The organism is Haloferax sp. S1W, from assembly GCF_044593955.1.
Classification (GTDB): domain Archaea; phylum Halobacteriota; class Halobacteria; order Halobacteriales; family Haloferacaceae; genus Haloferax.
The window spans coordinates 534,104-559,516 of record NZ_CP172595.1 but is presented as its reverse complement, the minus strand read 5'-3'; the positions used below and the strand labels follow the sequence as shown (position 1 = coordinate 559,516).

27 protein-coding genes and 1 tRNA gene are annotated in these 25,413 nt (G+C 64.1%); 19 read left to right on the top strand and 9 right to left on the bottom strand.

Annotation, left to right across the window (positions count from 1 at the left end):
• The 10 genes from ACH9L7_RS03045 (at position 1) to ACH9L7_RS03000 (ending at position 5,962) form a co-directional block, all read left to right on the top strand.
• Positions 1-783, top strand: coding sequence for a DNA-directed RNA polymerase subunit D (locus tag ACH9L7_RS03045; protein ID WP_396612273.1), 783 nt, complete (start codon positions 1-3; stop codon positions 781-783).
• Positions 784-927: 144 nt separating this feature from the next.
• Positions 928-1,012: transfer RNA gene (locus tag ACH9L7_RS03040), tRNA-Leu, on the top strand.
• A 26-nt stretch (positions 1,013-1,038) separates the two neighbouring features.
• Positions 1,039-1,389 carry a 50S ribosomal protein L18e gene (locus ACH9L7_RS03035; RefSeq protein WP_007543527.1) on the top strand — a complete coding sequence of 117 codons (351 nt, stop codon included), beginning with the start codon at positions 1,039-1,041 and terminating at the stop codon, positions 1,387-1,389.
• Positions 1,386-1,823, top strand: coding sequence for a 50S ribosomal protein L13 (locus ACH9L7_RS03030; RefSeq protein ID WP_396612272.1), 438 nt, complete (start codon positions 1,386-1,388; stop codon positions 1,821-1,823). The genes ACH9L7_RS03035 and ACH9L7_RS03030 overlap by 4 nt, the downstream gene beginning before the upstream one ends.
• Positions 1,817-2,215, top strand: coding sequence for a 30S ribosomal protein S9 (locus tag ACH9L7_RS03025; protein WP_396612271.1), 399 nt, complete (start codon positions 1,817-1,819; stop codon positions 2,213-2,215). Before ACH9L7_RS03030 ends, ACH9L7_RS03025 begins: the two co-directional genes overlap by 7 nt.
• Before the next feature lie 12 nt (positions 2,216-2,227).
• Positions 2,228-2,422 (top strand): DNA-directed RNA polymerase subunit N, encoded by a 195-nt coding sequence (locus tag ACH9L7_RS03020; RefSeq protein ID WP_007543524.1) that lies wholly within the window; start codon positions 2,228-2,230, stop codon positions 2,420-2,422.
• Positions 2,419-2,595: a DNA-directed RNA polymerase subunit K gene (locus ACH9L7_RS03015; protein ID WP_049918782.1), complete on the top strand. Its 177-nt coding sequence runs from the start codon at positions 2,419-2,421 to the stop codon at positions 2,593-2,595. Before ACH9L7_RS03020 ends, ACH9L7_RS03015 begins: the two co-directional genes overlap by 4 nt.
• 4 nt (positions 2,596-2,599) lie before the next feature.
• On the top strand, positions 2,600-3,799 hold the full coding sequence (eno, locus tag ACH9L7_RS03010) for a phosphopyruvate hydratase (protein WP_258302371.1): 1,200 nt from the start codon (positions 2,600-2,602) through the stop codon (positions 3,797-3,799).
• Positions 3,796-4,578, top strand: coding sequence for a 30S ribosomal protein S2 (rpsB, locus tag ACH9L7_RS03005; protein ID WP_396612270.1), 783 nt, complete (start codon positions 3,796-3,798; stop codon positions 4,576-4,578). Before eno ends, rpsB begins: the two co-directional genes overlap by 4 nt.
• A 178-nt stretch (positions 4,579-4,756) precedes the next feature.
• On the top strand, positions 4,757-5,962 hold the full coding sequence (locus ACH9L7_RS03000; protein ID WP_396612269.1) for a rhodanese-like domain-containing protein: 1,206 nt from the start codon (positions 4,757-4,759) through the stop codon (positions 5,960-5,962).
• A 36-nt stretch (positions 5,963-5,998) separates the two neighbouring features.
• Here the strand turns inward: ACH9L7_RS03000 and ACH9L7_RS02995 are convergent, their stop codons facing one another.
• The gene (locus ACH9L7_RS02995) at positions 5,999-6,817 is read right to left on the bottom strand and encodes a VOC family protein (RefSeq protein WP_396612268.1); all 819 of its coding nucleotides are present in this window, start codon (positions 6,815-6,817) and stop codon (positions 5,999-6,001) included.
• Positions 6,818-6,931: 114 nt separating this feature from the next.
• Between ACH9L7_RS02995 and ACH9L7_RS02990 the strand changes: the two genes are divergently transcribed.
• Entirely contained in the window at positions 6,932-7,891 is a 960-nt protein-coding gene (locus tag ACH9L7_RS02990; protein WP_396612267.1) for a zinc-dependent metalloprotease, read from the top strand.
• Positions 7,892-8,179: 288 nt separating this feature from the next.
• Here ACH9L7_RS02990 and ACH9L7_RS02985 read toward each other — a convergent pair whose 3' ends face one another.
• On the bottom strand, positions 8,180-8,410 hold the full coding sequence (locus tag ACH9L7_RS02985) for a hypothetical protein (protein WP_396612266.1): 231 nt from the start codon (positions 8,408-8,410) through the stop codon (positions 8,180-8,182).
• A 133-nt stretch (positions 8,411-8,543) separates the two neighbouring features.
• Positions 8,544-9,101, bottom strand: a complete 558-nt coding sequence (locus tag ACH9L7_RS02980; RefSeq protein ID WP_396612265.1) for a hypothetical protein — start codon at positions 9,099-9,101, stop codon at positions 8,544-8,546.
• Between the two features lie 115 nt (positions 9,102-9,216).
• On the opposite strand from ACH9L7_RS02980, the gene ACH9L7_RS02975 reads away from it, so the two are divergent.
• Together ACH9L7_RS02975 and ACH9L7_RS02970 are read left to right on the top strand one after the other, a co-directional pair.
• Positions 9,217-11,871, top strand: coding sequence for an AAA domain-containing protein (locus tag ACH9L7_RS02975; RefSeq protein ID WP_396613318.1), 2,655 nt, complete (start codon positions 9,217-9,219; stop codon positions 11,869-11,871).
• A gap of 67 nt (positions 11,872-11,938) precedes the next feature.
• Positions 11,939-13,147, top strand: coding sequence for a lactate racemase domain-containing protein (locus ACH9L7_RS02970; protein WP_396612264.1), 1,209 nt, complete (start codon positions 11,939-11,941; stop codon positions 13,145-13,147).
• A 53-nt stretch (positions 13,148-13,200) separates the two neighbouring features.
• Here the strand turns inward: ACH9L7_RS02970 and ACH9L7_RS02965 are convergent, their stop codons facing one another.
• From ACH9L7_RS02965 to ACH9L7_RS02955, 3 genes are all read right to left on the bottom strand, one after another.
• Positions 13,201-15,951, bottom strand: coding sequence for an ATP-dependent helicase (locus tag ACH9L7_RS02965; RefSeq protein ID WP_396612263.1), 2,751 nt, complete (start codon positions 15,949-15,951; stop codon positions 13,201-13,203).
• Between the two features lie 96 nt (positions 15,952-16,047).
• A complete protein-coding gene (locus ACH9L7_RS02960) occupies positions 16,048-17,175 on the bottom strand; it encodes an ABC transporter permease (RefSeq protein ID WP_396612262.1) in 1,128 nt (375 codons plus the stop codon).
• Positions 17,172-18,152, bottom strand: a complete 981-nt coding sequence (locus ACH9L7_RS02955) for an ABC transporter permease (protein WP_396612261.1) — start codon at positions 18,150-18,152, stop codon at positions 17,172-17,174. The genes ACH9L7_RS02960 and ACH9L7_RS02955 overlap by 4 nt, the downstream gene beginning before the upstream one ends.
• 105 nt (positions 18,153-18,257) lie before the next feature.
• On the opposite strand from ACH9L7_RS02955, the gene ACH9L7_RS02950 reads away from it, so the two are divergent.
• Positions 18,258-19,004 (top strand): MBL fold metallo-hydrolase, encoded by a 747-nt coding sequence (locus ACH9L7_RS02950; protein ID WP_396612260.1) that lies wholly within the window; start codon positions 18,258-18,260, stop codon positions 19,002-19,004.
• A 38-nt stretch (positions 19,005-19,042) separates the two neighbouring features.
• Here ACH9L7_RS02950 and ACH9L7_RS02945 read toward each other — a convergent pair whose 3' ends face one another.
• The 3 genes from ACH9L7_RS02945 to ACH9L7_RS02935 form a co-directional block, all read right to left on the bottom strand.
• Positions 19,043-19,789 (bottom strand): isopentenyl phosphate kinase, encoded by a 747-nt coding sequence (locus tag ACH9L7_RS02945; RefSeq protein ID WP_396612259.1) that lies wholly within the window; start codon positions 19,787-19,789, stop codon positions 19,043-19,045.
• On the bottom strand, positions 19,786-20,841 hold the full coding sequence (gene mvk, locus ACH9L7_RS02940; RefSeq protein WP_396612258.1) for a mevalonate kinase: 1,056 nt from the start codon (positions 20,839-20,841) through the stop codon (positions 19,786-19,788). Before mvk ends, ACH9L7_RS02945 begins: the two co-directional genes overlap by 4 nt.
• A gap of 96 nt (positions 20,842-20,937) precedes the next feature.
• Complete coding sequence (locus tag ACH9L7_RS02935) at positions 20,938-21,252, bottom strand: hypothetical protein (RefSeq protein WP_396612257.1); 315 nt, start codon at positions 21,250-21,252, stop codon at positions 20,938-20,940.
• A gap of 128 nt (positions 21,253-21,380) precedes the next feature.
• Here ACH9L7_RS02935 and ACH9L7_RS02930 point away from each other — a divergent pair, with 128 nt between their 5' ends.
• From ACH9L7_RS02930 to rpl12p, 5 genes are all read left to right on the top strand, one after another.
• Positions 21,381-22,445, top strand: a complete 1,065-nt coding sequence (locus ACH9L7_RS02930) for a M42 family peptidase (protein ID WP_396612256.1) — start codon at positions 21,381-21,383, stop codon at positions 22,443-22,445.
• A 186-nt stretch (positions 22,446-22,631) separates the two neighbouring features.
• Entirely contained in the window at positions 22,632-23,111 is a 480-nt protein-coding gene (locus tag ACH9L7_RS02925; RefSeq protein WP_396612255.1) for a 50S ribosomal protein L11, read from the top strand.
• 256 nt (positions 23,112-23,367) lie between these two features.
• A complete protein-coding gene (locus tag ACH9L7_RS02920) occupies positions 23,368-24,006 on the top strand; it encodes a 50S ribosomal protein L1 (RefSeq protein WP_396612254.1) in 639 nt (212 codons plus the stop codon).
• Positions 24,003-25,037 (top strand): 50S ribosomal protein L10, encoded by a 1,035-nt coding sequence (locus ACH9L7_RS02915; protein WP_396612253.1) that lies wholly within the window; start codon positions 24,003-24,005, stop codon positions 25,035-25,037. Before ACH9L7_RS02920 ends, ACH9L7_RS02915 begins: the two co-directional genes overlap by 4 nt.
• A 24-nt stretch (positions 25,038-25,061) precedes the next feature.
• On the top strand, positions 25,062-25,391 hold the full coding sequence (gene rpl12p / locus ACH9L7_RS02910; protein WP_396612252.1) for a 50S ribosomal protein P1: 330 nt from the start codon (positions 25,062-25,064) through the stop codon (positions 25,389-25,391).
• Positions 25,392-25,413 lie beyond the last annotated feature (22 nt).

Sequence of the window (25,413 nt, the reverse complement as noted above, 5' to 3'; positions counted from 1 at the left end):
ATGGCAGACGACTTCGAGGTCGAGTTCATCGAACGCGAAGACCGACGCGCCCGCTTCGTCGCGCGCGGTCTGACCCCGGCGCTAGCCAACGGCATTCGTCGGGCGATGATCGCCGACGTGCCGACCTTCTCCATCGAAACCGTTCGGTTCGTGGAGAACACGTCGGTCATGTTCGACGAGATGATCGGGCTTCGCCTCGGTCTGGTTCCGCTGACCACGCCCCTCGACGACTTCGAGCCTGGTGACTCTGTCACCGTCGCGCTCGAAGTCGACGGGCCCGCGACCGCGTACTCCGGAGACATCGAGTCTGCGGACGACATGGTCGTCCCGGCGGACGAAAACGTCCCAATCATCGAGCTGAAGGAAGGCCAGCGCCTCGAATTCGAGGCTGACGCAGTCCTCGGCTACGGTAAGGACCACGCCAGAAACCAAGGCGGGGTCTCCGTCGGATACCGACACCTCCAGCGCGTGGAGGTCGTCGGCGAATCCGGCGAGTTCGATGAGCAGGAACCGAACATCCTCCGTGGCGTCATCGAAGAGGCCGCGGCGGAACACGCAGACGACGAGGACGCCGAAGACGGCGACCTGGTCGTCACTGATGAGTTCGGGAACGACCTGACGAAGCGGTACCCCGGTAAGGATGTCGAAGTGCACGACGTACCGGGGGCTTTCGTCTTCAGCGTGGAGACGGACGGTTCCTTCACCGTCGACGAGCTGGTTACGCGCGCCGTCGCCTCTATTGGCGACCGCGCTGCCGAGCTCGAAGAGAAGGTCGCACTATAAGCATGGATACTGCCCCGTACACACACCGACGTTCGCCCATCCCGGGAGCGGCCGCACTCGCCACACACGTGGCGTGCGACCGCACCACGGCACCGGGCCGGACCGAAGGTGTTTTTACGGGGCATGAAGTAGAGCGGAATGCGTGCAGGGATAGCCAAGTCTGGCCAACGGCGCAGCGTTCAGGGCGCTGTCTCATAGGAGTCCGCAGGTTCAAATCCTGCTCCCTGCACTCCGCTTTCTCTCTGGAGGTAGACAATGAGTAAGACGAACCCGAGACTCAACAGTCTCATCGCCGAGCTGAAGGCGGTCTCGCGTGAGTCCGGTGCCAACGTCTGGCAGGATGTCGCGGACCGTCTCGAAAAGCCACGGCGCACCCACGCGGAAGTCAACCTTGGTCGTATCGAACGATACGCTCAGGAAGATGAAACCGTCGTCGTGCCCGGCAAGGTGCTGGGTAGCGGTGTGCTGCAAAAGAACGTCACAGTCGCGGCCGTGGACTTCTCGTCCACCGCTCGAAAGAAGATCGAGCAGGTCGGCGACACCGTGACGCTGGAACAACTCGCTGAACAGAACCCCGAAGGGTCTAACGTACGGGTGATCCGATGAGCCTCGCAGAATTCGACGCCGACGTTGTCGTCGACGCACGAAACTGCATTATGGGCCGCGTCGCTTCCGAGGTTGCACAGCGCTCCCTCGCAGGCGAGAAGGTCGCCGTCATCAACGCGGAAGACGCCGTCATCACTGGGTCGGAAGACGACGTGATGGGCGTCTACCGCAAGCGTGCCGAAATCGGTTCGGACCAGGGTCCCTACTACCCGAAGCGTCCCGACCGAATCTTCAAGCGCGCCATCCGTGGGATGGTTCCGTACAAGAAGCCCCGCGGGCGTGAGGCGTTCTCCAACATCCGCGTCTACGTCGGCAATCCGTTCGACGAAGACGGCGAGATGCTCGAGGACACCTCGCTGGACCGCCTGTCGAACATTAAGTTCATCTCGCTCGGAGAGGTCTCCGAGAAGCTGGGTGCTAACGTCACATGGTAACGAACACGTCAGGGAAGAAGAAGACCGCCATCGCCCGCGCCACCGTGCGCGAGGGCGAAGGGCGAGTCCGTATCAACTCCCAGCCGGTCGAGCTGGTCGAACCGGAGATGGCCCGCCTGAAGATGCTGGAACCGTTCCGCATCGCAGGTGAGGACCTCCGCTCGAAGGTCGACATCGACGTGCGTGTCAGCGGCGGCGGCGTGGCCGGTCAGGCCGACGCAGTCCGCACCGCGCTCGCGCGTGGGCTGGTGCAGCACCTCAACAACGCGGAGCTTCGCGACGCGTACATGGACTTCGACCGCTCGCTGCTGGTCAACGACGTCCGCCAGTCCGAACCCAAGAAGTGGGGCGGACCGGGCGCGCGCGCTCGCTACCAGAAGTCCTACCGCTGAGGTGATCTACCCATGATGATTCCCGTCCGGTGTTTCACCTGCGGCAAAGTGATTGGCGAACACTGGGACGAATTCAAGGCCCGTGCTCGCGAGGGCGACGAGGACCCCGCAGATGTCCTCGACGACCTTGGCGTCACTCGTGCCTGCTGCCGGCGGATGATGGTATCGCACAAGGACCTCGTCGATGTCGTGTCACCCTACCAATGATGCAACGGTACAACCGATACGAGAAGGCCCGAATCCTCGGTGCACGCGCGCTGCAGGTCTCCTACGGCGCGCCTGTGCTCGTCGAGAGCGAGCAGACCGAACCTATACTAATCGCGGCCGAGGAGTACGACGCAGGAGTCCTTCCGTTCACCGTCAAACGAGAGGGTCAGTAAGAACATGACTCGAATCACATCCGTATCCCTACGCCGTGTACTCGATTCGCGTGGAAACCCGACCGTCGAAGCCGACGTACTCACCGAATCCGGTGGGTTCGGTCGCGCTGCGGCACCGAGTGGGGCGTCCACCGGCGAATACGAAGCAATCGAACTTCCACCGACTGAAGCGATTGCGGCCGCGCGCCGTCACGCTGTTCCCCGTCTCGTAGACGAAGTCTACGCCGGGAACCAGCGTGAGGTCGACGCCGCACTTCGCGGTGCCGACGGAACCGAGAACTTCTCGGAAATCGGCGCAAACAGCGCCGTCGCAATCTCGATGGCTGCCGCTAAGGCCGGTGCCGACGTGCTCGGTGCGCCGCTGTACCAGCACCTCGGCGGTGCGTTCCGCGGCGAGAACTTCCCGACACCGCTCGGGAACGTCATCGGTGGCGGTGAACACGCGAAGGAAGCGACGAACATCCAAGAGTTCCTCGCCGCGCCGGTCGGCGCGCCGAGCGTCTCCGAGGCAGTCTTCGCCAACGCACAGGTTCACGCCCGTGCGTCCGAGATTCTCGACGAGCGCGGCATTCCCGCCGCAAAGGGTGACGAGGGTGCATGGGCACCCGCAGTCTCCGACGAAGAGGCGTTCGAGATTATGGACGAAGCCGTCTCCGATGTCGAGGACGACCTCGGCTTCGAGATTCGCTTCGGTCTCGACATCGCGGCGTCCGAGATGTTCGAAGACGGCGTCTACCACTACGGTGACGAGACGAAGACGCCTGACGAACAGATCGACTACGTCGCCGAGATGGTCGACGAGTACGACCTCGTCTACGTCGAAGACCCGCTCGACGAGAACGACTACGAAGGCTTCGCCGAACTCACAGACCGTGTGGGCGACCGCACGCTCATCTGCGGCGACGACCTCTTCGTGACCAACGTCGACCGCCTCTCCGAGGGAATCGACGTGGGTGCTGCGAACTCCATCCTCATCAAGCCAAATCAGATTGGGACGCTTTCCGACGCGTTCGACGCCGTCGAACTGGCGTCTCGAAACGGGATGGACGCCGTCATCTCGCACCGTTCTGGTGAGACTGAAGACACGACCATCGCACACCTCGCCGTTGCGACCGACGCCCCCTTCATCAAGACGGGGACGGTCCAGGGCGAGCGAACTGCCAAGCTGAACGAACTCATCCGCATCGCGGACGACGCAGCATGAGCGACAACGACAACGACGCGGTGGAGGTCGTCGACGAGGAAACCGAGACGGAGGCCGAAGAGGTCGCCGAGACGGTCACCGACGAGGCCGCCACCGAAGACGAGACAGCAGAGCCCGCCGAGGCGGCCGACGAGGCTGCCGAGGCTGAAGAAGCAGCGCAGGAACCGGCCTTCGACGAGGACGTTATGCCCGACGAAGACGCCGACCTGCTCATCCCGGTCGAAGACTATCTGGCCGCCGGTGTCCACATCGGTACCCAGCAGAAGACCAAGGACATGGAGCGGTTCATCCACCGCGTCCGTGACGACGGTCTGTACGTCCTCGACGTGAGCCAGACGGACTCGCGAATCCGCACCGCCGCGGACTTCCTCGCGAACTACAGTCCCGAGCAGATTCTGGTCACGTCCTCGCGCCAGTACGGTCGCTTCCCGGCAGAGAAGTTCGCCGACGCCGTCGGTGCCCGTGCCCGCACGGGTCGCTTCATCCCCGGAACGCTGACGAACCCCGACTACGCCGGCTACATCGAACCCGACGTGGTCGTCGTCACCGACCCCATTGGAGACGCACAGGCGGTCAAGGAGGCCATCACGGTCGGCATCCCCGTCATCGCGATGTGTGACTCCAACAACCAGACCTCGAACGTTGACCTCGTCGTCCCGACGAACAACAAGGGTCGCCGCGCACTGTCGGTCGTCTACTGGCTTCTCGCCAACGAGACGCTCGACCGCCGCGGAACCGACACCGTCTACGCCCTCGAAGACTTCGAGGCCGAACTGTAAGACGGGTCGGACGTTTCAGACCGAACTTTTCTGACGCTCACCCGGTGAGCAACGGCGCTGCTATCTGCCGAGCAAGAGCGCTGGCGTCCGCTGAATGACAGTGCTGTCTCGTGGCCGCTACATCGCCGAGAACCATCTGTCACAAATGGTTTTGAGTACTGTTCACATAGCACATAGTATGGGCAAACTCCTCCACCAACTCACGGTTCAGGAACTCGCGGCCAACCTCGACGCCGGAGCGTCGTTCACCGTCATCGATACACGCCCGTCCGAGAGTTTCGACGCGTGGCACATCGAGGGTGCGGTGAACGTACCCTACCACCCCATCGACGGCCTCGGTGGGGGGTGGGATTGGGACCAAGTCGAGGCACTCGCCGCGGAGGGACCAATCGTCACTCTCTGCGGGAAAGGGTTGTCCTCGACATCGCTCGGATTCGAACTCAGTCGCCGCGGATACGACGACGTATCGGTCGTCAAAGGCGGAATGGAAGACTGGAGTAAACTCTACGAAGTCGTCGAAGTCGAGACGGGCGACGACGACCTGTTCATCGCGCAGGTCCAGCGCCGCGCGAAGGGGTGTCTCGGCTACGTCGTCGGGTCGCGTTCGGCGGGAGAGGCCGTCGTAGTGGACGCGACGCGACAACACCACGAGTTCGAACTCGTCGCCTCGGACGAACAGTTGACCGTCGCGGGCGTCCTCGACACGCACGTCCACGCGGACCACGTCTCGGGCGGGCGGGCGCTGGCGGACCGACTCGACGTCCCCTACTATCTCGGCAGTCACGCAGCAGAGAGAGACGTGGCCTACGATTTCGTCCCCCTTGACGAGGGCGACACTATCACACTCGGTGATGTCGACATCGAGGCCCGCTACGCGCCGGGACACACCTCCGACATGATGAACTATCTGGTCGACGACCAGTATCTGCTGACCGGCGACACGCTCTTCGTCGAATCGGTCGGGCGGACGGAACTCCAGTTTGGGGACGTTGCCGAGGTTCCCTCGGCAGGCCACCAGACTGCGTCTGGTGACGCGGACGCCGCGACGGGTGCCGAACTGCTCTACGAGACGCTTCACGAGTCGATTCTCTCCTTACCCGACGACACGCACATCCTCCCCGGGCACGTCTCGGTGGATTCGGAAGGCGTCTACGGCGTGGCCGCACCCGGCAAACTCGTGAGTGCCACGCTCGGCGACCTTCGGCGCGAACTCGACCTGCTCTCGATGGACAAAGAGACGTTCGTGCACCGCATCGCCGACGACACGCCTGAGAAACCACCGAATTACGAGCGCGTCATCAGTATCAACAGCGGACGCGAGTCGGTCACCGGAGAAGAAGAAGCGACAGAACTCGAACTCGGGCCGAACAACTGCGCGGCATGAGCGCCGAAGTCGGCCACTGGGACCGCCTGTAGCGACTCAGGCCAGTTCGACGACGCCCAAGCGTCCGTCGAACAGTTCGTGGTCGAACCACGCCATCCGCCGGTCACTGTAGCGCTGTTCTCCACCGAGCGAGAGCGTCTGGCGTGCCCTGTCGAGGTCGGTAACGCCGACGAGGAACGCACACGGACCCTCGCCGACCTCCTCGATTCGTTCCGCGAGGACACCGTCACCGGCTTCGCAGAGTGCTACGGGTGACCCGGGAAGGACCGCGAAGTTGGAAAACGGCCCGTTGATGTCGATTGGTGAGGGGTATCGGTGGCGGCGGGCGAACAACGCCGCAGTCGAGTCGCGGTCACGCGTCGCGATGACGACGGTCTGAAGACCGCGAATCGGCGTGTTGGGTGACGCTCTCGGGACGCGATACTCCCTCGGTGTTCGGTCTCGAATCATAAACGGGAGGCGTTCGTCGTCGCCTTCGAAGCACATGTCCCACTCGACGAGTCGGTCGTCCGGACGTTCACGTGCGGCCTCGTGCGGGCCGTCGACGGAAATCCCGGCATCGATGGCGGCTTTCGCAGTCGCTCGCACGTCGGCGACGTCTAGACACCACGCTGTCGGTCCGGCGTCCGCAGCGAGGTGCGTCGGCCAGAAGTCCGCGTTCTCGGCGTCGGTGCCGAGCGTCGGCGCGATGAGTTCGAGGTACGACCCGTCGGGGAATGGGACGACGGCCATGTGTGTTGTCCCGGTACTGTGTTCGCCACCGTAGGTCGGGGTGAGGCCCACGTCGTTGGCGGCGGTCCGAAGGTCGTAGAGTTCGAGACCACCGAACGCGCAGTGGTCGATGGTTCGGTTCATACAGAACACACGCGAGAGAGCGTCTAATCTTTAGCGGGGGTCCTATCGGTCGGATATGACGACTGTTTTGCAGTCCGTCCGAAGCGTTTTGGCCGACGGACCCCACGTACCCGTATGAACTTCTTCCGGAGCGTCCGGGCGGTCGCAGACGCCTCGGCGACTGGAACCGGCACTATCGACTGGGATGCCGCCGCCGAGGCATCGAAGGCGGCGATAGAACCGGGTTCTATCGACCTCTCGGCCGCTGAGCGCGACGGATACGCGACCGACGTTCGCGACGCCCGCGATAGACTGCGGCGCGTCGCAGCCGTCGATTTCGATGTGCCCGCGGCCGTCGAGGTCCAGAACCGCCACCACTGGATTGATGCCAACATCAAGACGTTCCGTCGCGTGATGGTGCCGTTCGAGGAGCACAGCCCGGTCTTCCTGCCGGGACTCACCCGCGCAGTCAACACCGGGACGTTCGCCCTCGTCCTCTCGTTTCTCGGCAACAACGTCCTCGGGCAGTACGACCCGCTGCTCCTCGCCGACGGTGATGACCACGGGCTCTACTTCGTCCACCCCAACATTCGCCGCGTCGCCGACTCGCTCGACGTGGACTATCCCCGGTTCCGACGGTGGATTGCGTTCCACGAAGTCTCCCACGCCGCGGAGTTCGGTGCAGCACCGTGGCTCTCGACGCACCTCGAATCGCGGATGGAACGCGGTATCGACGCGCTCGTCGAAGGCGACATCGACCGGAGCGCCTTCCACGAACTCGACACGGCCATGACGGCGGTCGAGGGCTACGCAGAACTCCTGATGGACCGGGCATTCGACGACGAGTACGAAGACCTCCGCCGGAAACTCGACGAACGTCGTCGTGGTGGTGGTCCCATCGCAAAACTGGCCCGCAGACTCCTCGGTCTCGGTCTCAAGCGGCGACAGTACGAACGTGGCGCTCGATTCTTCGAGGCGGTCGCTGACGAGCGCGGCGTCGCGGCCGCGTCGCGCGTGTGGGACCATCCGGAGAACTTACCGACGAACGCAGAATTGGACGCGCCCGAGCGATGGATCGCACGGGTGTCGCCCTGAGGAGACTGCAACTCCATCAGAAATGCGCACCCGAGGACCGAACGGGCGTTCGGTTCGCGCACGCACCTTGGGTAGGTGCCCTGTGTTGTGTCAGGAGCCCAATCCTGAAACCCCACAAGGCATCCGGTGAATAACCAGGTCGTTGCCCCTGCCCTGGTTACCGGCGAGAATCTGTCTATAGGGAATGGATATATACCCTGCGATTCGTTGCCACACGTTTTGTTCTGTTTACCATTCTGTGTACAGATTTCCCAATTGACATGATTCTCAATTGTGGGGGAGTTGTGGTTACCGGCGCCGGTTTACCTCCGTGAACTCACGACCCCACTGCGCGATATACTTGGTGAGGAGCCAGCCGACGACGAGACCGGCGAGAGCCGCGATACCTGCTTGAACGAGTGTTGCGTCGGCGGTCACCGCGATAAGACCGGAGGAAATGCTGATAAGGGCGATAAACCCGAGTTTGATGCGACTGTTCGCGAGGCGTGTCTCGTCGTCGCTCAGACTCGGTCCGACCATTGGTCCTCCGAGTCGTCCGATGGCGTCTCTGTGGACGAGTCGTACATATTCGAATTGTAGACCCCCAGACGATTTGAAACCGCTGGATTGCTGGAAACAGTTGTTGCGATACGAACCTCCAAACCGAGGTCAGTCAGTAGAATCCGCGGTCGACCTCGTCGGTCTCGATGAGGTCGTCGAGTTCCGACGAGAGCAGGTCGTCGGCGTCGGTAAACTCCGAGGAGAGGTCGTCGAGTCGGTCGGGTCGGTCGTCGAACTCGTAGTCCATCGGCCCGAAGGCGGGGCTATCGAGCGCTTCCATCACGTCGGTGAAGAAGTCGTCGGGCGTGGTTGGGGCCTCCGCGTGGACCTTCACCGTCTCTTCGAGGCGCATCGCCATCGACTCCGCCTCGTCGCCGTCTTCTGGTGGGCGCTGGACGCCGAACCGGCCGGTCTCGTCACGTTCGCGGTGCGGGAACAGCGAGTCGAGGCCGTCGTCGATACGGCGGGCAACCCGCGTCCCGACGCCTCGAACGTCGTAGGGGTTCTTTGCGTAGGTCTTGAGGTGGTAGACTCCGGCGTTCGGGTGACCGAGGTAGAGGTCTTCGCCGATACCGTCGCGTCGCCGTCCGGCCACGGCCCGCCAGTCGTCCGGGTCGCGGCCGTCGTTGACGACATCCGAAAGGATGTCTTGCCAATCTCTGACCCGCATGGGTGAGCATACCCGTGCAGAGAGAAAGAACGTGACGGTTGGCGAAGAGTCACGTTGGTTCCGCGGAGTCGAACGACCGACGGCTATTTGCCCGCGCCTCACCGACGACTTCGACGTGAACCTTCGCGGTCCGCTCGTCGAAGTCGGAGAGCCACGTGAAGTCGAGACGCAGTACGGCGAGCGCTCGCTGGCGGAGGTGACGCTCCGCCCCGAGCGCGGGACGGCCGACCCACTCACCGTCACGCTCTGGGGCAAATGGACCCACGCCGCCGAGCACGCCGAACCGGGAATGGACCTGCTCGTCACCGACGTCGAGGAGTCGGAGTACCGCGGCGAGACGACCTACGCGACTTCGAGCGACTCCTTTGTCGTCGTCGAACCCGACTTCCTCGTCGACGTGACCGACATCCGCTCGTGGGTGCAGTGCTCGCGGATGTACTACCTGAACAAACTCTCGGGCATCCCGCTGAACTACCCCGTCGTGAAAGGGACCATCGTCCACGAGGTGTTCGGTGATCTGCTCCGCGGCCGCGACCTCGACTCCTCCATCGACGAGCGAATCGAAGAGCGCGGCCTCGAACTCGGCCTGCTCGGCCGCGAGGTCGATGAAGTCGCCGACGAGGTCCGGCGCAATGCCGCCGCTATCGAGGGATGGCTTTCGCAGGGCGTCCTCACAGACGAAGACGAGTGGCGCTCGGAGTACACCCTCATCTCGCCGATGTTCGGCATCAAAGGACGCGCTGACGCCCTCCGCCGCGGGGCACCGGTCGAACTCAAGACGGGAAAGAACCTCAACCGCGACCCGCGATTCCAGGACAAGATTCAGGCGGCTGCCTACGCCCTCATCCTCGACGAGCGGGGCGTCCCGGTCGATACGGGGACGCTCCTCTACACCAAGAACACGACGCTGGACCGCACCGAGGAGTCGGGCGACCTCTCGCCCGCGAAGGACTTCTCTATCGGTCGCGGACTGCTCGAATTCGTCGTCCGCACCCGCAACGAAATCGCGGCGATGGAACACGACGTGTCGGTGCCGACGGGCTACGAGTCGAACTCGAAGTGCGAGTACTGCTTCGAGAAAGACACCTGCATGGTCGTCTCCGGTCGCCTCGGACAGGAATCGAAAGCCGGAGCCATCGGAAAGCCCGTCCCGGAGGACGAACGCGAGTACTTCGACCGCTTCTATCGCGCCATCGAGGAAGAGCGCCGGGCGGTCCACAACGAGTACCGCAAACTCTGGGAACAGTCCGCCGAGGAACGCGCCGACGACGACCGGGCCATCATCGGCCTCGAACCCCTCGGCCGCGAGGAGCGCCCCGACGGGACGTGGGAACTCCGCGCGAAGAAGACCGACGACGCGGTGTCGAAACTCCGCGCGGGCGACGTTGCCCTCGCCAGCGACGGCGACCCGGTCGAAGGGCACGCCGAACTCGCACGCATCGTCGAACTCGGCGACGAAGTCGTCGTCACCACCGACGAACCGGTCCCACTGCGCCGCCTCGACGTGTACCCCTCGGAACTCACCGTGGACCGCCTCTTGACGGCGCTCCACGACGCCGTCCTCAAGGGGTCGCCCGACCGAAAGGACGTACTCTTCGGTCGCCGTGACCCCGAGTTTTCGGACCGCTCGGCGGGCACAACCTACATCGACAACAACGAGATGCAGGACGAGGCCGTCAGCCTCGCAGTGGACGCCGAAGACGTGGCGCTCATTCACGGGCCGCCGGGCACGGGAAAGACCTACACCATCGCCCGGACCATCCGCGCGCTCGTCGAAGACGGAAACCGCGTCCTCCTGTCGGCGTTCACGAACCGCGCTGTGGACAACGCGCTCGAAGCCCTGCGCGACCAAGGCTTCGAAGACATCGTCCGCGTCGGAACCGAGACGGGCGTCCGCGAGGACATGCAGGACGTTCGCCTCTCCAGAAGCGGCGACCCCAACACCCTCGCGGGCGCGCTCCATGACGCCCCGGTCGTGGCCGCAACGACCGCCACCTGCGGGTCGCGCGTGATGCGCGAGCAGTCCTTCGACGTGGCGCTCGTGGACGAGGCCTCGCAACTCACCGAACCCGGAACGCTCGCCGCCGTGAACCTCGCAGACCGGTTCGTCCTCGTCGGCGACCACAAGCAACTCCCGCCGGTCGTTCGCGCCGAAAACGACCTCCAGACCTCGCTGTTCCAGCGCCTCATCGAAACCTATCCGGATGCGTCGGTGATGCTGGACCGCCAGTACCGGATGTCCCAGCGCATTCAGTCGTTCGCCTCTGCGGAGTTCTACGACGGCGCGCTCCGCCCGGCGACTGGGGAAGTCGCGGCCCAGCATCTCCGTGACCTCGATGTGGACACCACCGAACTGCCCCCGGCCATCACCGACCCCGTCTCGTTCGTCGACCCCGACGGGCGGCGCGTAGGCAACACGAACCCGACCGAAGCGGACCGCGTAGCAGAGATAGTCGCCGCCTACGAAGCCGCGGGCGTCGCGCCCGAGGACATCGGTGTCATCGCGCCCTTCCGAGCGCAGGTAGCCGAAATCTCCCGCCGAACCGATGTGACCGTCGATACAGTAGACCGGTTCCAAGGCTCTTCGAAGGAGGTCATTATCGTCTCGTTCGTCGCCACCGGCGACCTCGATGGGCCACTGTTCGAGGACCACCGCCGCATCAACGTCGCCCTCACGCGGGCGAAGAAGGCGCTCTGTCTCGTCGGCGACGCGGACGCACTCGCGTCCGACCCGTTTTACGAGCGGCTGTTGCAGTGGGCGCGGCGATAGCCGCTTCTCACCTTTCGCGGCATCGACTCGCCGACAGATTCACCTTTCCGCTGCCGAACTGCGAGGCATGGACCTCCCGCTCGGAGACGGGACGCTCTCCATCTCGCTCCCGTCGTGCGACGTGGACGTTGCTCGGCCGCCCGGTGGCGACCCGGTCGACCCCCGGACCGCCGCCGAGATAGCGATGGAGACGCCCCACGGCCCGCCGCTCACTGGGCTGGTCGATTCGACCGACGACGTGGCAATCGTCGTCACCGATGTGACCCGCGACACGCCCGACGACGTACTCTTGGACGCACTCTTCGACCACCTGCCGGTCCCGCGAGAGAACGTCACGGTCGTCGTCGGCCTCGGCCTCCATCGCCCGATGACCGACGAAGAACTCCGCGATGGCCTCGGCGAGTACGCGGCCCTCGCGGTGAACCACGACCCCGGTTCGGTGGTGACACTCGGTGCGGTCGGTGGCTGTCCGGTCGCGGTCCACCCCGCCGTCGCGTCTGCCGACGTGGTTCTCTCGACGGGAATGGTCGAACCCCACCAGTACGCGGGCTTTTCCGGGGGTGCAAAGACCGTCGTCATCGGTGCCGGGTCGGAATCCATCATCCGCGACACCCACGGTCCGGAGATGCTCTCTCGGGATGGTGTCCGACTGGGTCGCGTCCGCGGCAACCCCTTCCGCGAGACGCTGGACCGGGCCGGACTCGTCGGCGGCCCGGACTTCTGTCTCAACGTGACGAAAGGTCCGGATGGGTTCCTCGGCGCGGCTGCGGGCGACCCCATCTCAGTGGTCCGGTCGCTGGCCGAGACTGCGCGCGAGGCACTCTCGGTCGCTATCGAAGACGAGTACGACGCGGTCGTCTGCGGCGTCGGCGCGCCGAAAGACGCCAACCTCTATCAGGCGACTCGTGCCGCGACCTACGTCGCCCTCGGCGACCACAACCCGCTTCGGGAGGGCGGGCGACTCGTCGTTCCCGCGGCGCTCCCCGAGGGTGCTGGTGAAGGAACCGGCGAACAGCGATTCTACGACGCGCTCTCGACCGCGACCGACGCCACGTCGCTCTACGAGTCGATGCGAGAGGGATACGAACCGGGCGCGCAACGGGCCTTCGTCGTCGCGCGTGTCCTCCGTGACCACGACGTGTTCGTGACGAACTCGGCGTCGCCCGAAGTTGTCGAAGAGTGTCTAATGTACGCCCGCGAGTCGGTCGAAGACGCAATCGAAGACGGAAGCCGTGTTCTCGTGGTTCCGGACGCGCTGAACACGCTGTTGGTGTGAGGGCGACCGGGTACCGGCCGGATACCGGCCGGGCCGGGGTCGCGGCCCTCCGCTCAGGACACGTCAAGTTCGATGTCGTCCTCGCCGATTTCGTCGAGGACGTGGTCGTGAAACGCCCGGAGTGCCGCGCTTTCGTCTTCGGCGAGAACCACGTCACTTGCCATGAGCGTCGCAAGGCCGAACGCTCGGGGCGTGGGTGTCGAGACCTGTTCGTCGACGACTCCCATCTCACCTGCGGCGACCTGTTCGACGGCGTCCTCGATGGCCGCGAGGTTGAGTTTGTCTTCGAGGATTTCGCGGTAGGTCTCTTCCATCACGGCGAAGTCGTCTAACTCCTGTGCGAACGACAGGAGCATCTCCGATGAGACCTGCTGCTGTGCGGCGGACTTCTCGTAGCCCTTGTAGCGCTTCAGAATCATCAACGAGCGCGTGGCGTTGATGCGGAAGTACCGTTTCAACAGGTCGGTGCCGCCGAGTGCGGCCCGCAAGTCTTCGGCTACGGTGTCGGGGTCGAGGCCGTGGAGGACGCCCGCAAGGTCGAGTTTGCGGTTCAGCGGCATCGACAGTGAAAAGCCGTTGTCGGCGACGGCGACCTGCACGTTCGCGTTGGTTCGCCGGGCAGCGTAGTACGCAAGCAGGCGCGAGAGACCGTCGTTGAACTGTCTGCCGAAGGTGCAATGGACGTAGTAGTGTCGGCGGTACGCCTCGCGGTCGAGTTCTTCTTCGACGACGAGGCGATTCGGGGTCGAGACGCTCTCCGGGCCGGCGTAGCGAAGTTGTTCGTCGAACATTCGCGCGATGGCCCGGACGCTGTTTTCGTCCAGCGGGAAGTCCCGAAGCCACACGCGAACCGCCGGCGGCCCACCCGACTGGAGGCGGTCGACGATTGCTGCTTGGAACGCCGCAATCTCCCGCCCGAGGTCGTACGAGAGGGGCAGGCGCTCGGAGAACCACGAGGGGACGGTCGGTCGCTTCGCGGTTCGGTCCACGTACACCTTCGACCCGCGGCGGTAGCGGTAGGCGAAGTTGTCGCCGCCGAGGACGAACACGTCGCCTTTCTCCAGCGTGTCGAGATAGCCCTCGTCGAGGGTGCCGACCCATTCGTCACCCCCGCGAGTGACCACGTCGCAGGTAAAGGAGTCGGGAATGGTGCCGATGTTGGTCATGTAGATGACGCGCGCCATCCGTCCACGTTTGCCGACGAGGGGTTCGCCGACGGGGTACTCCGGGTAGTGGTGCTCGCCGTCAGGTGGGTCGTTGGTGTCGCGCCAGACCTTCGCGTAGACGTTCTTGTCTTCGAGGCCGTCGTAGTCGGCCGTCAGGTAGCGAAACAGGTGCTCGAAGTCGTCGTCCGAGAAGTTCCGATAGGGATACGCGCGGCGGAGCGTTTCTCGGAGGTCGGATTCCGGGCGAATCTCGTTGATGGCCATCCCGTAGACGTGCTGGGCGGCTACGTCGAAGGCGTTCTCGGGGACGAATACGCGGTCGACGAACCCTTCTTCGGCCTTCTTGAGCATGACTGCGCACTCGACGAGTTCGTCTCTGTCGAGGGCGATGACCCGACCTTCGACAGTCTGTCCGAGTTGGTGACCTGCCCGGCCGACTCGCTGGAGGAGCGAGGCGACTGACTTCGGCGACCCGACCTGTACCACGAGGTCGATGTGTGGCATGTCGATGCCGAGTTCGAGGCTCGTCGAGGTGGTGACGACCTGCAACTCCCCGGCTTTCAGTCTGGATTCGATTTCCTGTCTGCGCTCCTTGGAGAGACTGCCGTGGTGACACCCGGAGTTGGTCTCGTCGATGTCGTCGAACTCCTCGCGGAGGTTGTGGAGGACACGTTCTGCCCCAGAGCGGGTGTTCGTGAACACGAGCGTGTTCGTGTGGGAGGAAACGAGTTCGTGGAGGCGGTCGTAGAAACGCGACTGAACCTCGTTTCGGGGCGTTCGAATCAGGTCGTCGGTCGGACACTCCAGTTCGAGGTCGAAGTCGCGGACGAAGCGCGTGTCGACGATTTCGTAGTCGCGCGGTTCGCCATCCTCACAGCCGACGAGATACTCTGCGACCGTCTTCAGCGGTTCGACGGTGGCGGAACACCCGATGCGCGTCGGCGACGACTCGGCGAGGTCTTCCAGTCGTTCTACGGAGACAGACAGGTGCGTGCCGCGTTTGTTCTCGGCGAGGCTGTGAATCTCGTCGACGATGACGTACTCGACGGTTCTGAGTTTCTCTTTGAATTTCGGCGAGTTCAGCAGGATGGCGAGCGTCTCAGGCGTCGTGTTGAGGATGTGCGGCGTCTCGTCGAGCATCTTCTGGCGGTCTGCCGACGAGGTGTCGCCGTGGCGGATGGCGTGTTTGAGGTCGATAGACTCACCGCGCTCGGCGGCGATGTCGGCGATACCGGAAAGCGGTTCGGTGAGGTTGCGATGGATGTCGTTTGCAAGCGATTTCAGCGGTGAGACGTACAGGCAGTACACCGAGTTGTCGAGGCCGTCGGGCGACTCGCGGTCACGGCGAAACAACTCGTTGATGATGGCCGTAAACGACGCGAGGGTCTTTCCGGACCCGGTGGGGGCGCAGATGAGGGCGTTTTGCTCCTCGTGGATGAGCGGGATGGCCCCGCGCTGCGGCGGGGTGAAAAAGCCGCCGTTACCGGGGACGAATTCGCCGAACTGGTCGACCCACCACTTCTGGACGGCGGGTTCCAAGAGGTCGAGCACGTCCGCGTCGGCAACAGGGACTGACTCGGGGTCGAAGTCGTACTCGTCGGCCCGCGACGCGAGAAGGGACCGGCCGCGCTGGCTCATTGCGTGGGGGTTAGCCTGCGAAGGTATGAGGGTTGTGTCCCGTCAGTCGTTCAGTCGTGGGTCGAACAGTCACTCGGCTACCTGCGGGGCGGACAGTCACTCGGTCATCCGTGGGTCGAACACGTGCCGGAGCGCGTCGCCGAGCACGCTGAAGGAGACGACAGTCACACAGAGAGCGACCACCGGAACGGTGGAGACCCACCACGCCCGCGGGAAGTAGTTCATTCCGGTTCGAATCGTCACGCCCCACGACCCCGTGGTGACGACGGTGAGGTCCATGTAGGACAGCGCCGCCTCGACGAGGAGCAACATCGGAATCTGGCGCGTGACCGCGGTGACGATAGAGCCGGAGAGCTTCGGAAGGATGTGGTTGCGGAGGATGTGCGGCGTTCCGGCACCGACCACGACTGCGGCGGACACGAACTCGCTCGCGCGCAGGTGAACCGTCTCGTTGCGGACGATTCGCGCGACGCTCCCCCAACTCGTAAGCCCGAAGACCGCGACCAGCAGGAACTGGCTTTCACCGTAGAGGAAGCTTGCAATGAGGTAGATGACGAACGCCGGAAGGGTCTGCTGAATGTCGACGACCCGCATCAGGATTTCGTCCGTCCAACCGCCGCGGTACCCGGCGATGACGCCGACGAACGTGGCGACGGGGACGAGCAATGCTGCGACGATAGTCGCGAACGTGAGCGCCTCGCGCGTTCCGAAGATGGCGAGCGTCAGCACGTCGCGGCCGATGCTCGTCGTTCCGAGCGGGTGAACCAGCGTGCCGGAACAACGACCGTTAGCGAGGGTCCCGAGACAGTCGTTCGAGAACGTACTTGGGATGGTGGTAAAGGCTGGTGGCTGGTGGGTCGCGCCGAGGTCGAACGACCGCTCGATAAAAAGCGGGCCGACCAGTCCGGCGACGACGAATCCGACGACCCACAGGAGACTGAACATGACGAGCGGCCGCCCTCTCGCGTAGTCCCAGACTGGTTTTGCCCGGGTCGGCTCGACCGCCAGCGGCACGACGCCGTAGACGGCGAACAGGAACAACGCCGGGATGAACAGGAAGTCGATTCTCCGGAAGCCGTCGAGGTACGGGAGCGGGTCGACGAACAGAGAGTACCACGAGAGGGCCGCAAAGCCCACGAGTCCGGCGATGACCACGATTGGCCGAAGCCCAAGGCTGTCGGACGAGTCGGTGCCTGCCCACCGACGAGAGAGGCTCCCGCTCATGCTGTCCCTCCATCGTCACCGATACGCGGGTCGAGAACGGTGTTTGCGACCTCCTGAACGAAGTTCACACCGATGCCGGTGAGAGCGACGACCATCGTCATCCCCAACACGACTGGCATGTCGCGGTCGAGGATTGCCTGATAGGTGAGCAGGCCGATACCGGGGATGTTGAAGACGAACTCGATGACGAACACGTTGATGACGAGAATGGCGATGAGGTCGGCCAAAGACACCGCGAGAAGCGGGACCGCGGCGACACGGAGGACGTACCACATGACGCGGTGCTGACTAATTCCGATTGCCTGATGCTGGCGCACGAAGTCCGACTGGAAGTATTCGCGGCCCTTGGTACGGGCGTATCTGAGTTGTCCGGCGAAGACGTTGGCCGCGACGATTATCGCGGGTGGCGTGAGAAACAGCATGGTTTCGGGGGTGAACGGACCACTGGTCGGGAGGATGTCCGGGAACCACGAGAGATTCGGAGCGACGCCGACGAGGAACGCGGCGGCGAGCCAGAAACTCGGGACGCCGAAGGAGACGTAGGAAACAAGCGAGAGACCGCGCTGAGAGTTCGTCTTGTCACCCAGTGCGCCTGAGAGTCCGGCCCAGATACCGCCGAGCGTGCCGACCAGAATACCGGGGACCACGTACGACAGCGTGTAGGAGAGTCCGTCGCGCACCATCGCGAGGACGGGACGACCGGTCGCGAGCGAGCGCCCCCAGTCGAACACCGTGATGTCTATCATCCACCGAATGTACCGGACGGTGACTGGTTTGTCGAGGTTTCGAGCCGTCCGATACGCTTGAATTTTTGCTTCGATTTTGTCACCCTGTCCCGTTCGAGCCAGTTGGTGAGCGATAAACGCCTCACCGGGGTCCGGGGTTAGGGCGACGATAGCGAACGCCAGCGTTACCACTGCATAGACGCCGAGGGCGGCGAAAACGCCGTGAGAAAGTAATGTGCGAATGCGGGACACAATCTCACTCACGAAAAGAAGGGAACGTGACATTAAATTTATCATCAAAATTTATTGCCATGTTAGGACACAAGTACTAACGGACGATGCGTGGAAGAATATCGTATGCGAGTCACGTTCCTCGGAACCGGTAGTGCGATGCCCGTCTCCGGCCGGGCACAGACGGGTCTGTTACTCGAATCTGAGACGGACGCGATGCTCCTCGATTGCGGGTCCGGCGTCCTCGCTCGCCTCGCCGAAACCGACGTTGGGTACGAGGGAATCTCGTCGGTCCTCCTCACCCACCACCACCTCGACCACGTCTCCGACCTGCTTCCGCTCATCAAAGCCCGGTGGTTAGCCGGCGAAGACGACCTCGAAATCGTCGGTCCCGAAGGGACTGAGGCCCTCGTCGAGGGACTGCTCGACGTTCACGACTACATGCAGGGCAAACTCGACATCCAGATTCGAGAGGTTGGTCCCCATGAGTTCGGCATCGCCGGATTCGACGTCATGGGATACAGGGTACGCCACTCGATTTCGACGCTCGCATATCGGTTCACGAACGAGAAAGGAGAGAAGGACTTCGTCTTCTCCGGCGACACCGAAGCGTTCGACGGACTCGCCGAGTTCGCCGACGGCGCGAGCGTCCTCGCGCACGACTGCTCGTTCCCGGACGACATCGAGGTGTCGAACCACCCAACGCCGAGTGCGCTCGGTGAGGTGCTCTCCGGCTACGACATCGACTCTGTGTACCTTACGCACCTCTATCCACACGCCGACCGCGTGCCAGACGAACTCGTCGCCAGCGTGCAGGAACACTTCGATGGCGCGGTCGACGTCGCAGAAGACGGCGTTGCCCTCGAATTCTAGGGGACCGCTCCGCCACCTTGCGGGGCCGCTTCGTTCGGTTACTCGCCGCGTACGACAGTTCCCGGCGACTCACCGGCGACGAACGCCGAGAGACCCTCTGGACCGAAAATGTGCGCTGGCGCGCCGAGCGCGAGCAACTTCCGTACCTTCGCGGCCATGCCGCCGGTCACGTCCGTCGAGTCCGACCCGCCGAGCGCGTCGGCCGCGTCCTCGAACGCCGTAATCTCGGGGATAACGTCGCCCTCGGTGTCGAGGACGCCGGGAACGGTCGAACACAGGCCCACCCGGTCTGCGTCGAGGCCGCTCGCCAGCGACACCACGAGGTCGTCGCCGCTGACGATGGTCGCACCCTTCTCTGCGTGCGCGATAACGTCGCCGTGGAGGACTGGAACGAACCCTTCGTCGAGCATCGCGTCGGCCGCTGTGAGCGACAGCGACAGCGACCCGTCCGCCTCACGGGCACCGGCCGAAAGCGGGTGGACCGGAAGCGCGGCCACGCCGCGGTCGGCGAGAGCATCGAGAACGGCGTCGTTCAGGTCCTTCATCGCGTCGTGGATAGCGCGGATGCCGCGGGCGTCGTGCGTACCGGAATCCGAGGAGACGCCGTGGTCGGCCGCGTGGTGGTGGCCGAAACTCCCGCCGCCGTGGACGACGACGACCTGTCCAGACTCGGCGAGGGAGGCAACCGCGTCGGCGGCGGACGCGAGGCCCTCGTCGTCCACCGTTTCGGGTTCGTCCTTGTCGGTAACGACGCTCCCGCCGAGTTTGAGAACGACGAGGCTCACGCCGACTCCTCCGCGGATTGACTCTCCTCTGCGGCAGGCGGTTCTTCGACGCGGACGCCCTCGGTGGCGAGTTCGGCACGGAAGGCGTCTTCGCACCCGGGCGTAAAGCGAAGCGCCGTCATCGTTTCCGGCGTCGGGTCGATGGCGACGATACACCCGCCGCCGCCCGCGCCAGTCAACTTTGCGCCGTAGGAACCGGCTTCGCGGGCCGACCAGACCATCGAGTCGAGAGAGCGCGATGAGACGCCGAGTGCTTCCAAGAGCCCGTGGTTGAAGTTCATGAAGCCGCCGAGTTCGGTGAGGAACTCGTCGTCCGGCTCTTCGTCCGGGTCGGCATCGGCGAGCAGCGTCTCGCCACGGCGAACGATGTCGCCGATTGTCGAGACGGTGTCGGCGGCGAAGTCGTACTGTTCGCGGAGGTCACGGACCCCGGCGACGAGCGCGCCGGTGTCGCCAGCGCCGCCGTCGAAGCCGATGACGAACGGGAGGGCCGGTGCGTCGATAGTTCGGCAGTCGTCGCCCTCGACGCGGACGGCCCCGCCCATCGCCGAGCAGAACGTGTCCGCGCGCGAGGCCTGTCCGTCTTGGACTTCGTACTCGGCTTGGTACGCGCGGTCGGCAATCTCGCGGGGCGAGAGTTCGACACCCAATTCGCGGGTTGCGGCGTCGATTCCGGCGACGACGACAGCCGCGGACGACCCCAACCCGGCCCCGAGCGGGATGGCGCTCTGAACGGTGATGTCGAAGCCGGCGTTGGGTGCGTCGGCGGCGTCTCTCGCCTGGTCGACGGCGGCGTCGATGTAGCCAACCGCGGCCTCGACGAGGGGCGCGGGAACATCGACATCCGGGCGGTCGCTAGTCGACCCGCTGTACTCGACGGTGAAGCCGTTGAGACTCAGGTCTTCGGCGCGGACGCGAACGTGGTCGTCGTCCCGGGCGGTCACGGAGACGGTCGCGCGTCGCTCTACGGCGCACGGAACGGCGGGCTCCCCGTAGACGACTGCGTGCTCCCCGAAGAGATACACCTTCCCTGGGGCGCTCGAAACGGTCATGATGCGGCCTTTCTGTGGGACTCGCTTAAGCGTATCCGACCGGTGTCGCCACTGCGTCACGACAGCGTCCGGTAAAAAAACGGGTGTCGGGTGCGCTCAGGCACCGAGTTCGACTTCTTCGCCTTCGTCGAGGTCGGCGAGTTCGCCGAGTTCTTCGCTGCCGCCGCGGAGGTAGCGGATACCAGCGGCGATGCCGATGAGCAGGACGAGACCGAACAAGACGCCCATCTTGGACCTGCCTTCGGACTCCATTTCGGCTTCGTCTTCTGACTCCATCCCGGACTCACCTTCGAGTTCCGCGTCGGAGTCGTCGCTCGACGTTTCCTGACTGCCCATGAGCGGCGCGCGGTTGGTCGGGCTGAACTCTAATCCGTCGTGCAGGTGCACCTCGAAGAGGGTAAAATTGGCCATACCAACAATACGCCGACAAACGGGATAGTCGTTGCGGCGAAGCGCCCGAGCGGACCCAGCACCGGCGGTCTAGTCAGTGTGGCAAAAATTTCGCTGTGTTCTTCACGGACGACCAATGAGGTTGCTGCATGGACGAAGACCGCCGTTCATTCCTTGAAGATTTGCTCACGACTCCCAGTCCGTCAGGCTACGAGACTGACGGCCAGCGGGTGTGGGTCGAGTACGTCTCGCAGTTCGCCGACGACGTGACGGTCGACGCGTACGGAAACGCCATTGCAGTCCACGAAGGGTCCGGAAACGGCCCCGAAGTCGCCTTTACCGGCCACGCCGACCAGATTGGCTACATCGTCCGTGACATCAACGACGATGGCTTCATCCGCATCGGACCCATCGGCGGTGCCGACCGAACCGTCTCGAAGGGCCAGCACGTCACGGTTCACACCGACGACGGCGACGTTCCCGGCGTCATCGGCCAGACCGCGATTCACCTCCGCGACGTTGGGAGCGAGGAGTACGACGACCTCGAAGAGCAGTTCGTCGATATCGGCGCGACCAGCAAGGGCGAGGCCAAAGACTACGTCGAAGTTGGCGACCCCGTGACGGTCGAAGCCCGAGTCCGCGACCTCGTGGGCGACCGTGTCGCGGCCAACGGGATGGACAACCGCGTCGGCACGTGGTCTGCCGCCGAAGGCCTCCGTGCAGCCGTCGAAAACGACGTAGATGCGACGGTCTACGCCGTCAGCACCGTCCAAGAGGAAGTCGGCGTACAGGGTGCGAAGATGGTCGGCTACGACCTCGACCCCGACGCGATGGTCGCGGTGGACGTGACCCACGCGACGGACAACCCGGACGTACCGGGCAAGCGTAAGGGACCGGTCGAACTCGGCGAGGGTCCGGTCATCTCCCGCGGGAGCGCTAACCACCCGAACGTCGTCTCGCTCGCCCGCGACGCTGCGGTCGAGGCGGACATCGGTGTCCAACTCCAGGCCGCCGGGGTTCGAACCGGCACCGACGCGGACGCCTTCTACACGAGTCGCTCCGGCATCCCCTCGCTCAACATCGGGATTCCAAACCGCTACATGCACACGCCGGTCGAAGTCGTCTCGACCGAGGACCTCGACGATGTCGCGGCGCTCCTCGGGTCGATGGCGGAACTCGCCGGCGACGTGGACTCCTTCGGCGTCGACCTGTAACCCTTCGGCGTCAACCTGTAACCCTTCGGCGTCAACCTACAACACGAGCGGCCCCCAGCGCCGGTCGTTACTGTGTAGCCGACCAAATCGCCCGCGACGGGGTCGCTATCGCCGCCATGCGTAGTCTTCTCATACGGCTCCGAGCGAAAGAAAACCGTTAAAAGTCGCCACACGGTGTTTCCACGTATGGCTGGAACTATCGAAGTACTCGTTCCCGGCGGGAAGGCGAACCCCGGCCCGCCGCTCGGCCCGGAACTCGGCCCGACCCCCGTCGACGTGCAGGACGTCGTCAACCAAATTAACGACCAGACGGCAGCGTTCGACGGCATGGAAGTGCCCGTTACCGTCGAGTACGAGGACGACGGTTCGTTCTCTATTGAGGTCGGTGTCCCACCGACGGCTGCCCTCGTCAAGGACGAGGTCGGATTCGAGACTGGCAGCGGCGAGCCCCAGAAGGACTTCGTCGCCGACATGTCCATCGAACAGCTGAAGAAGGTCGCCGAGCAGAAGTCCTCCGACCTGCTCGCGTACGACCTCAAGAACGCCTCGAAGGAAGTCGCCGGGACGTGTGCGTCCCTCGGCGTCACCATCGAAGGCCAAGACGCTCGCGAATTCAAGGAGCGTATCGACGGCGGCGAGTTCGACGACCAGTTCGACGACGAATAATCGTCTCGACCGCGTCGAATCGCCCTTTCCGTCGGGTCGATTCTCTCGACCCGTTTTTCTCCTCTCCACGACTGCTCGGGGAGCGTCCGCACCGAGCGCGTGTGGTCTCTTGCCACGCGAAACGGCCGAATTCGGCCGTTTCGGCGCTCGTTCTTCGACGGACTTAAGTCGAGCCTACTCGTCCTGCCGGACGAGGCAGGCAGCAGCCTGTTTCACTGACCCGTAGGAGCAATCCTGCGTACTACGGAGGTGAATAATGGCAGATACAATAGTTGACGCAGTCTCTCGCGCACTCGACGAGGCACCCGGGCGGAACTTCCGCGAAACGGTTGACCTCGCCGTGAACCTGCGCGATTTGGATCTCAACGACCCGTCAAAGCGTGTTGACGAGAGCATCGTGCTCCCGTCTGGCACCGGCCAGGACACCCAGATTGTGGTGTTCGCGACCGGTGAGACCGCGCTCCAAGCTGAGGATGTCGCCGACGAGGTTCTCGGGCCCGATGAGCTCGAAGACCTCGGTGACGACACCGACGCGGCGAAGGACCTTGCCGACGAGACCGACTTCTTCGTTGCCGAGGCAGCACTGATGCAGGACATCGGTCGCTACCTTGGTACCGTCCTCGGTCCCCGCGGTAAGATGCCGACCCCGCTTCAGCCTGACGACGATGTCGTCGAGACGGTGAACCGGATGATGAACACGGTGCAACTCCGCTCCCGAGACCGACGCACGTTCCACACGCGCGTCGGTGCGGACGACATGGACCCTGACTCGATTGCGGAGAACATCGACGTCATCATCCGTCGTCTCGAAGCGACCCTCGAAAAGGGTCCCCTGAACATCGACTCGGTCTTCGTGAAGACCACGATGGGCCCATCTGTGGAGGTGCCCGCATGAGCGAGTCCGGTGTCCGACAGACGGAGGAGATCCCTCAGTGGAAGCGTGAAGAGGTCGACGAACTCGTCGACTTCATCGAAGGCTACGAATCCGTCGGCGTCGTGGGCGTCGCGGGCATCCCGAGCCGACAGCTCCAGGCCATGCGCCGCGAGCTGTACGGCTCCGCTCAGGTGCGCATGAGCCGTAACACGCTCGTGAACCGCGCGCTCGACGAAGTCGACGACGGATTCGAGGACCTCAAGGAATACGTCGCCGGTCAGGTGGCGCTCATCGGCACGAACGACAACCCGTTCGCGCTGTTCAAGGAGCTTGAGGCGTCGAAGACGCCCGCCCCCATCAACGCTGGCGAAGTCGCCCCGAACGACATTGTCATCCCCGAGGGTGACACGGGTGTGGACCCGGGTCCGTTCGTCGGCGAACTCCAGCAGGTCGGAGCGTCCGCGCGCATCATGGACGGCTCCATCAAGGTGACCGAAGACTCCCACGTCCTCTCCGAGGGCGAGGAAGTCTCCGAGGAACTCGCAGGCGTCCTTTCCGAGCTCGGTATCGAACCCAAGGAGGTCGGTCTCGACCTTCGCGGCGTCTTCTCCGAAGGCGTCCTGTTCGAACCCGACGAACTCGCAATCGACGTGGACGAGTACCGCGCCGACATCCAGTCGGCCGTCGCCGCCGCGACGAACCTCTCGGTCAACGCGGTCTACCCGACCGCCCAGACCGCGCCGACGCTCATCGCGAAGGCGACTGGCGAAGCCAAGTCCGTTGGTCTGTTCGCAAACATCGAGAGTCCGGACTTCATGCCGGAACTCGTCTCGAAGGCAGACGCCCAGCTTCGGGCGCTCGCCACGCAGATCGACGACGAAGAGGCGCTTCCCGAGGAACTCCGCGGCGTCTCCGCGCCTAGCGCGCCCGCCGCTGAGGAAGAAGAATCGACCGACGAAGAACCCGCAGAGGCCGAGGACGCCGACGCCGACGAGGACGCCGACGATGACGACGGCGACGACGGCGCGGACGCACTTGGCTCTCTGTTCTAACAACACACAACGAGGAACACAACAATGGAATACGTCTACGCTGCTCTCATCCTGAACGAGACGGACGAAGAGATCAACGAAGAGAACATCACCGCAGTCCTCGAGGCTGCCGGTGTCGATGTCGAAGAGTCCCGCGTCAAGGCGCTCGTCGCCGCGCTCGAGGATGTTGACATCGAAGAGGCCATCGAGACGGCCGCCGCTGCCCCCGCTCCCGCTGCGGGCGGCGCTGCTGGTGGCGAAGTCGAGGCCGCTGACGAGGAAGAAGAGGCCGCTGAGGAAGAGGCCGCTGAAGAAGAAGACGAAGACGAAGACGACGAGGCAGACGGTGAAGGCCTCGGCGCTCTCTTCGGCTAAACTTCACGAGAACTTCGCCGCA

What these genes read in the sequence shown, in the direction of transcription:
- ACH9L7_RS03025 (WP_396612271.1), top strand. Translation starts at nt 1,817, where the DNA reads ATGGTAACGAACACGTCAGGGAAGAAGAAGACCGCCATCGCCCGCGCC.
- rpl12p (WP_396612252.1), top strand. Translation starts at nt 25,062, where the DNA reads ATGGAATACGTCTACGCTGCTCTCATCCTGAACGAGACGGACGAAGAG.
- ACH9L7_RS03035 (WP_007543527.1), top strand. Translation starts at nt 1,039, where the DNA reads ATGAGTAAGACGAACCCGAGACTCAACAGTCTCATCGCCGAGCTGAAG.
- ACH9L7_RS02995 (WP_396612268.1), bottom strand. Translation starts at nt 6,817, where the DNA reads ATGAACCGAACCATCGACCACTGCGCGTTCGGTGGTCTCGAACTCTAC.
- ACH9L7_RS03015 (WP_049918782.1), top strand. Translation starts at nt 2,419, where the DNA reads ATGATGCAACGGTACAACCGATACGAGAAGGCCCGAATCCTCGGTGCA.
- ACH9L7_RS02930 (WP_396612256.1), top strand. Translation starts at nt 21,381, where the DNA reads ATGGACGAAGACCGCCGTTCATTCCTTGAAGATTTGCTCACGACTCCC.
- ACH9L7_RS02915 (WP_396612253.1), top strand. Translation starts at nt 24,003, where the DNA reads ATGAGCGAGTCCGGTGTCCGACAGACGGAGGAGATCCCTCAGTGGAAG.
- ACH9L7_RS02980 (WP_396612265.1), bottom strand. Translation starts at nt 9,101, where the DNA reads ATGCGGGTCAGAGATTGGCAAGACATCCTTTCGGATGTCGTCAACGAC.
- ACH9L7_RS02965 (WP_396612263.1), bottom strand. Translation starts at nt 15,951, where the DNA reads ATGAGCCAGCGCGGCCGGTCCCTTCTCGCGTCGCGGGCCGACGAGTAC.
- ACH9L7_RS03000 (WP_396612269.1), top strand. Translation starts at nt 4,757, where the DNA reads ATGGGCAAACTCCTCCACCAACTCACGGTTCAGGAACTCGCGGCCAAC.
- ACH9L7_RS02920 (WP_396612254.1), top strand. Translation starts at nt 23,368, where the DNA reads ATGGCAGATACAATAGTTGACGCAGTCTCTCGCGCACTCGACGAGGCA.
- ACH9L7_RS02970 (WP_396612264.1), top strand. Translation starts at nt 11,939, where the DNA reads ATGGACCTCCCGCTCGGAGACGGGACGCTCTCCATCTCGCTCCCGTCG.
- ACH9L7_RS02950 (WP_396612260.1), top strand. Translation starts at nt 18,258, where the DNA reads ATGCGAGTCACGTTCCTCGGAACCGGTAGTGCGATGCCCGTCTCCGGC.
- ACH9L7_RS03030 (WP_396612272.1), top strand. Translation starts at nt 1,386, where the DNA reads ATGAGCCTCGCAGAATTCGACGCCGACGTTGTCGTCGACGCACGAAAC.
- ACH9L7_RS02990 (WP_396612267.1), top strand. Translation starts at nt 6,932, where the DNA reads ATGAACTTCTTCCGGAGCGTCCGGGCGGTCGCAGACGCCTCGGCGACT.
- ACH9L7_RS02925 (WP_396612255.1), top strand. Translation starts at nt 22,632, where the DNA reads ATGGCTGGAACTATCGAAGTACTCGTTCCCGGCGGGAAGGCGAACCCC.
- eno (WP_258302371.1), top strand. Translation starts at nt 2,600, where the DNA reads ATGACTCGAATCACATCCGTATCCCTACGCCGTGTACTCGATTCGCGT.
- ACH9L7_RS03045 (WP_396612273.1), top strand. Translation starts at nt 1, where the DNA reads ATGGCAGACGACTTCGAGGTCGAGTTCATCGAACGCGAAGACCGACGC.
- rpsB (WP_396612270.1), top strand. Translation starts at nt 3,796, where the DNA reads ATGAGCGACAACGACAACGACGCGGTGGAGGTCGTCGACGAGGAAACC.
- ACH9L7_RS03020 (WP_007543524.1), top strand. Translation starts at nt 2,228, where the DNA reads ATGATGATTCCCGTCCGGTGTTTCACCTGCGGCAAAGTGATTGGCGAA.
- ACH9L7_RS02935 (WP_396612257.1), bottom strand. Translation starts at nt 21,252, where the DNA reads ATGGCCAATTTTACCCTCTTCGAGGTGCACCTGCACGACGGATTAGAG.
- mvk (WP_396612258.1), bottom strand. Translation starts at nt 20,841, where the DNA reads ATGACCGTTTCGAGCGCCCCAGGGAAGGTGTATCTCTTCGGGGAGCAC.
- ACH9L7_RS02985 (WP_396612266.1), bottom strand. Translation starts at nt 8,410, where the DNA reads ATGGTCGGACCGAGTCTGAGCGACGACGAGACACGCCTCGCGAACAGT.
- ACH9L7_RS02960 (WP_396612262.1), bottom strand. Translation starts at nt 17,175, where the DNA reads ATGAGCGGGAGCCTCTCTCGTCGGTGGGCAGGCACCGACTCGTCCGAC.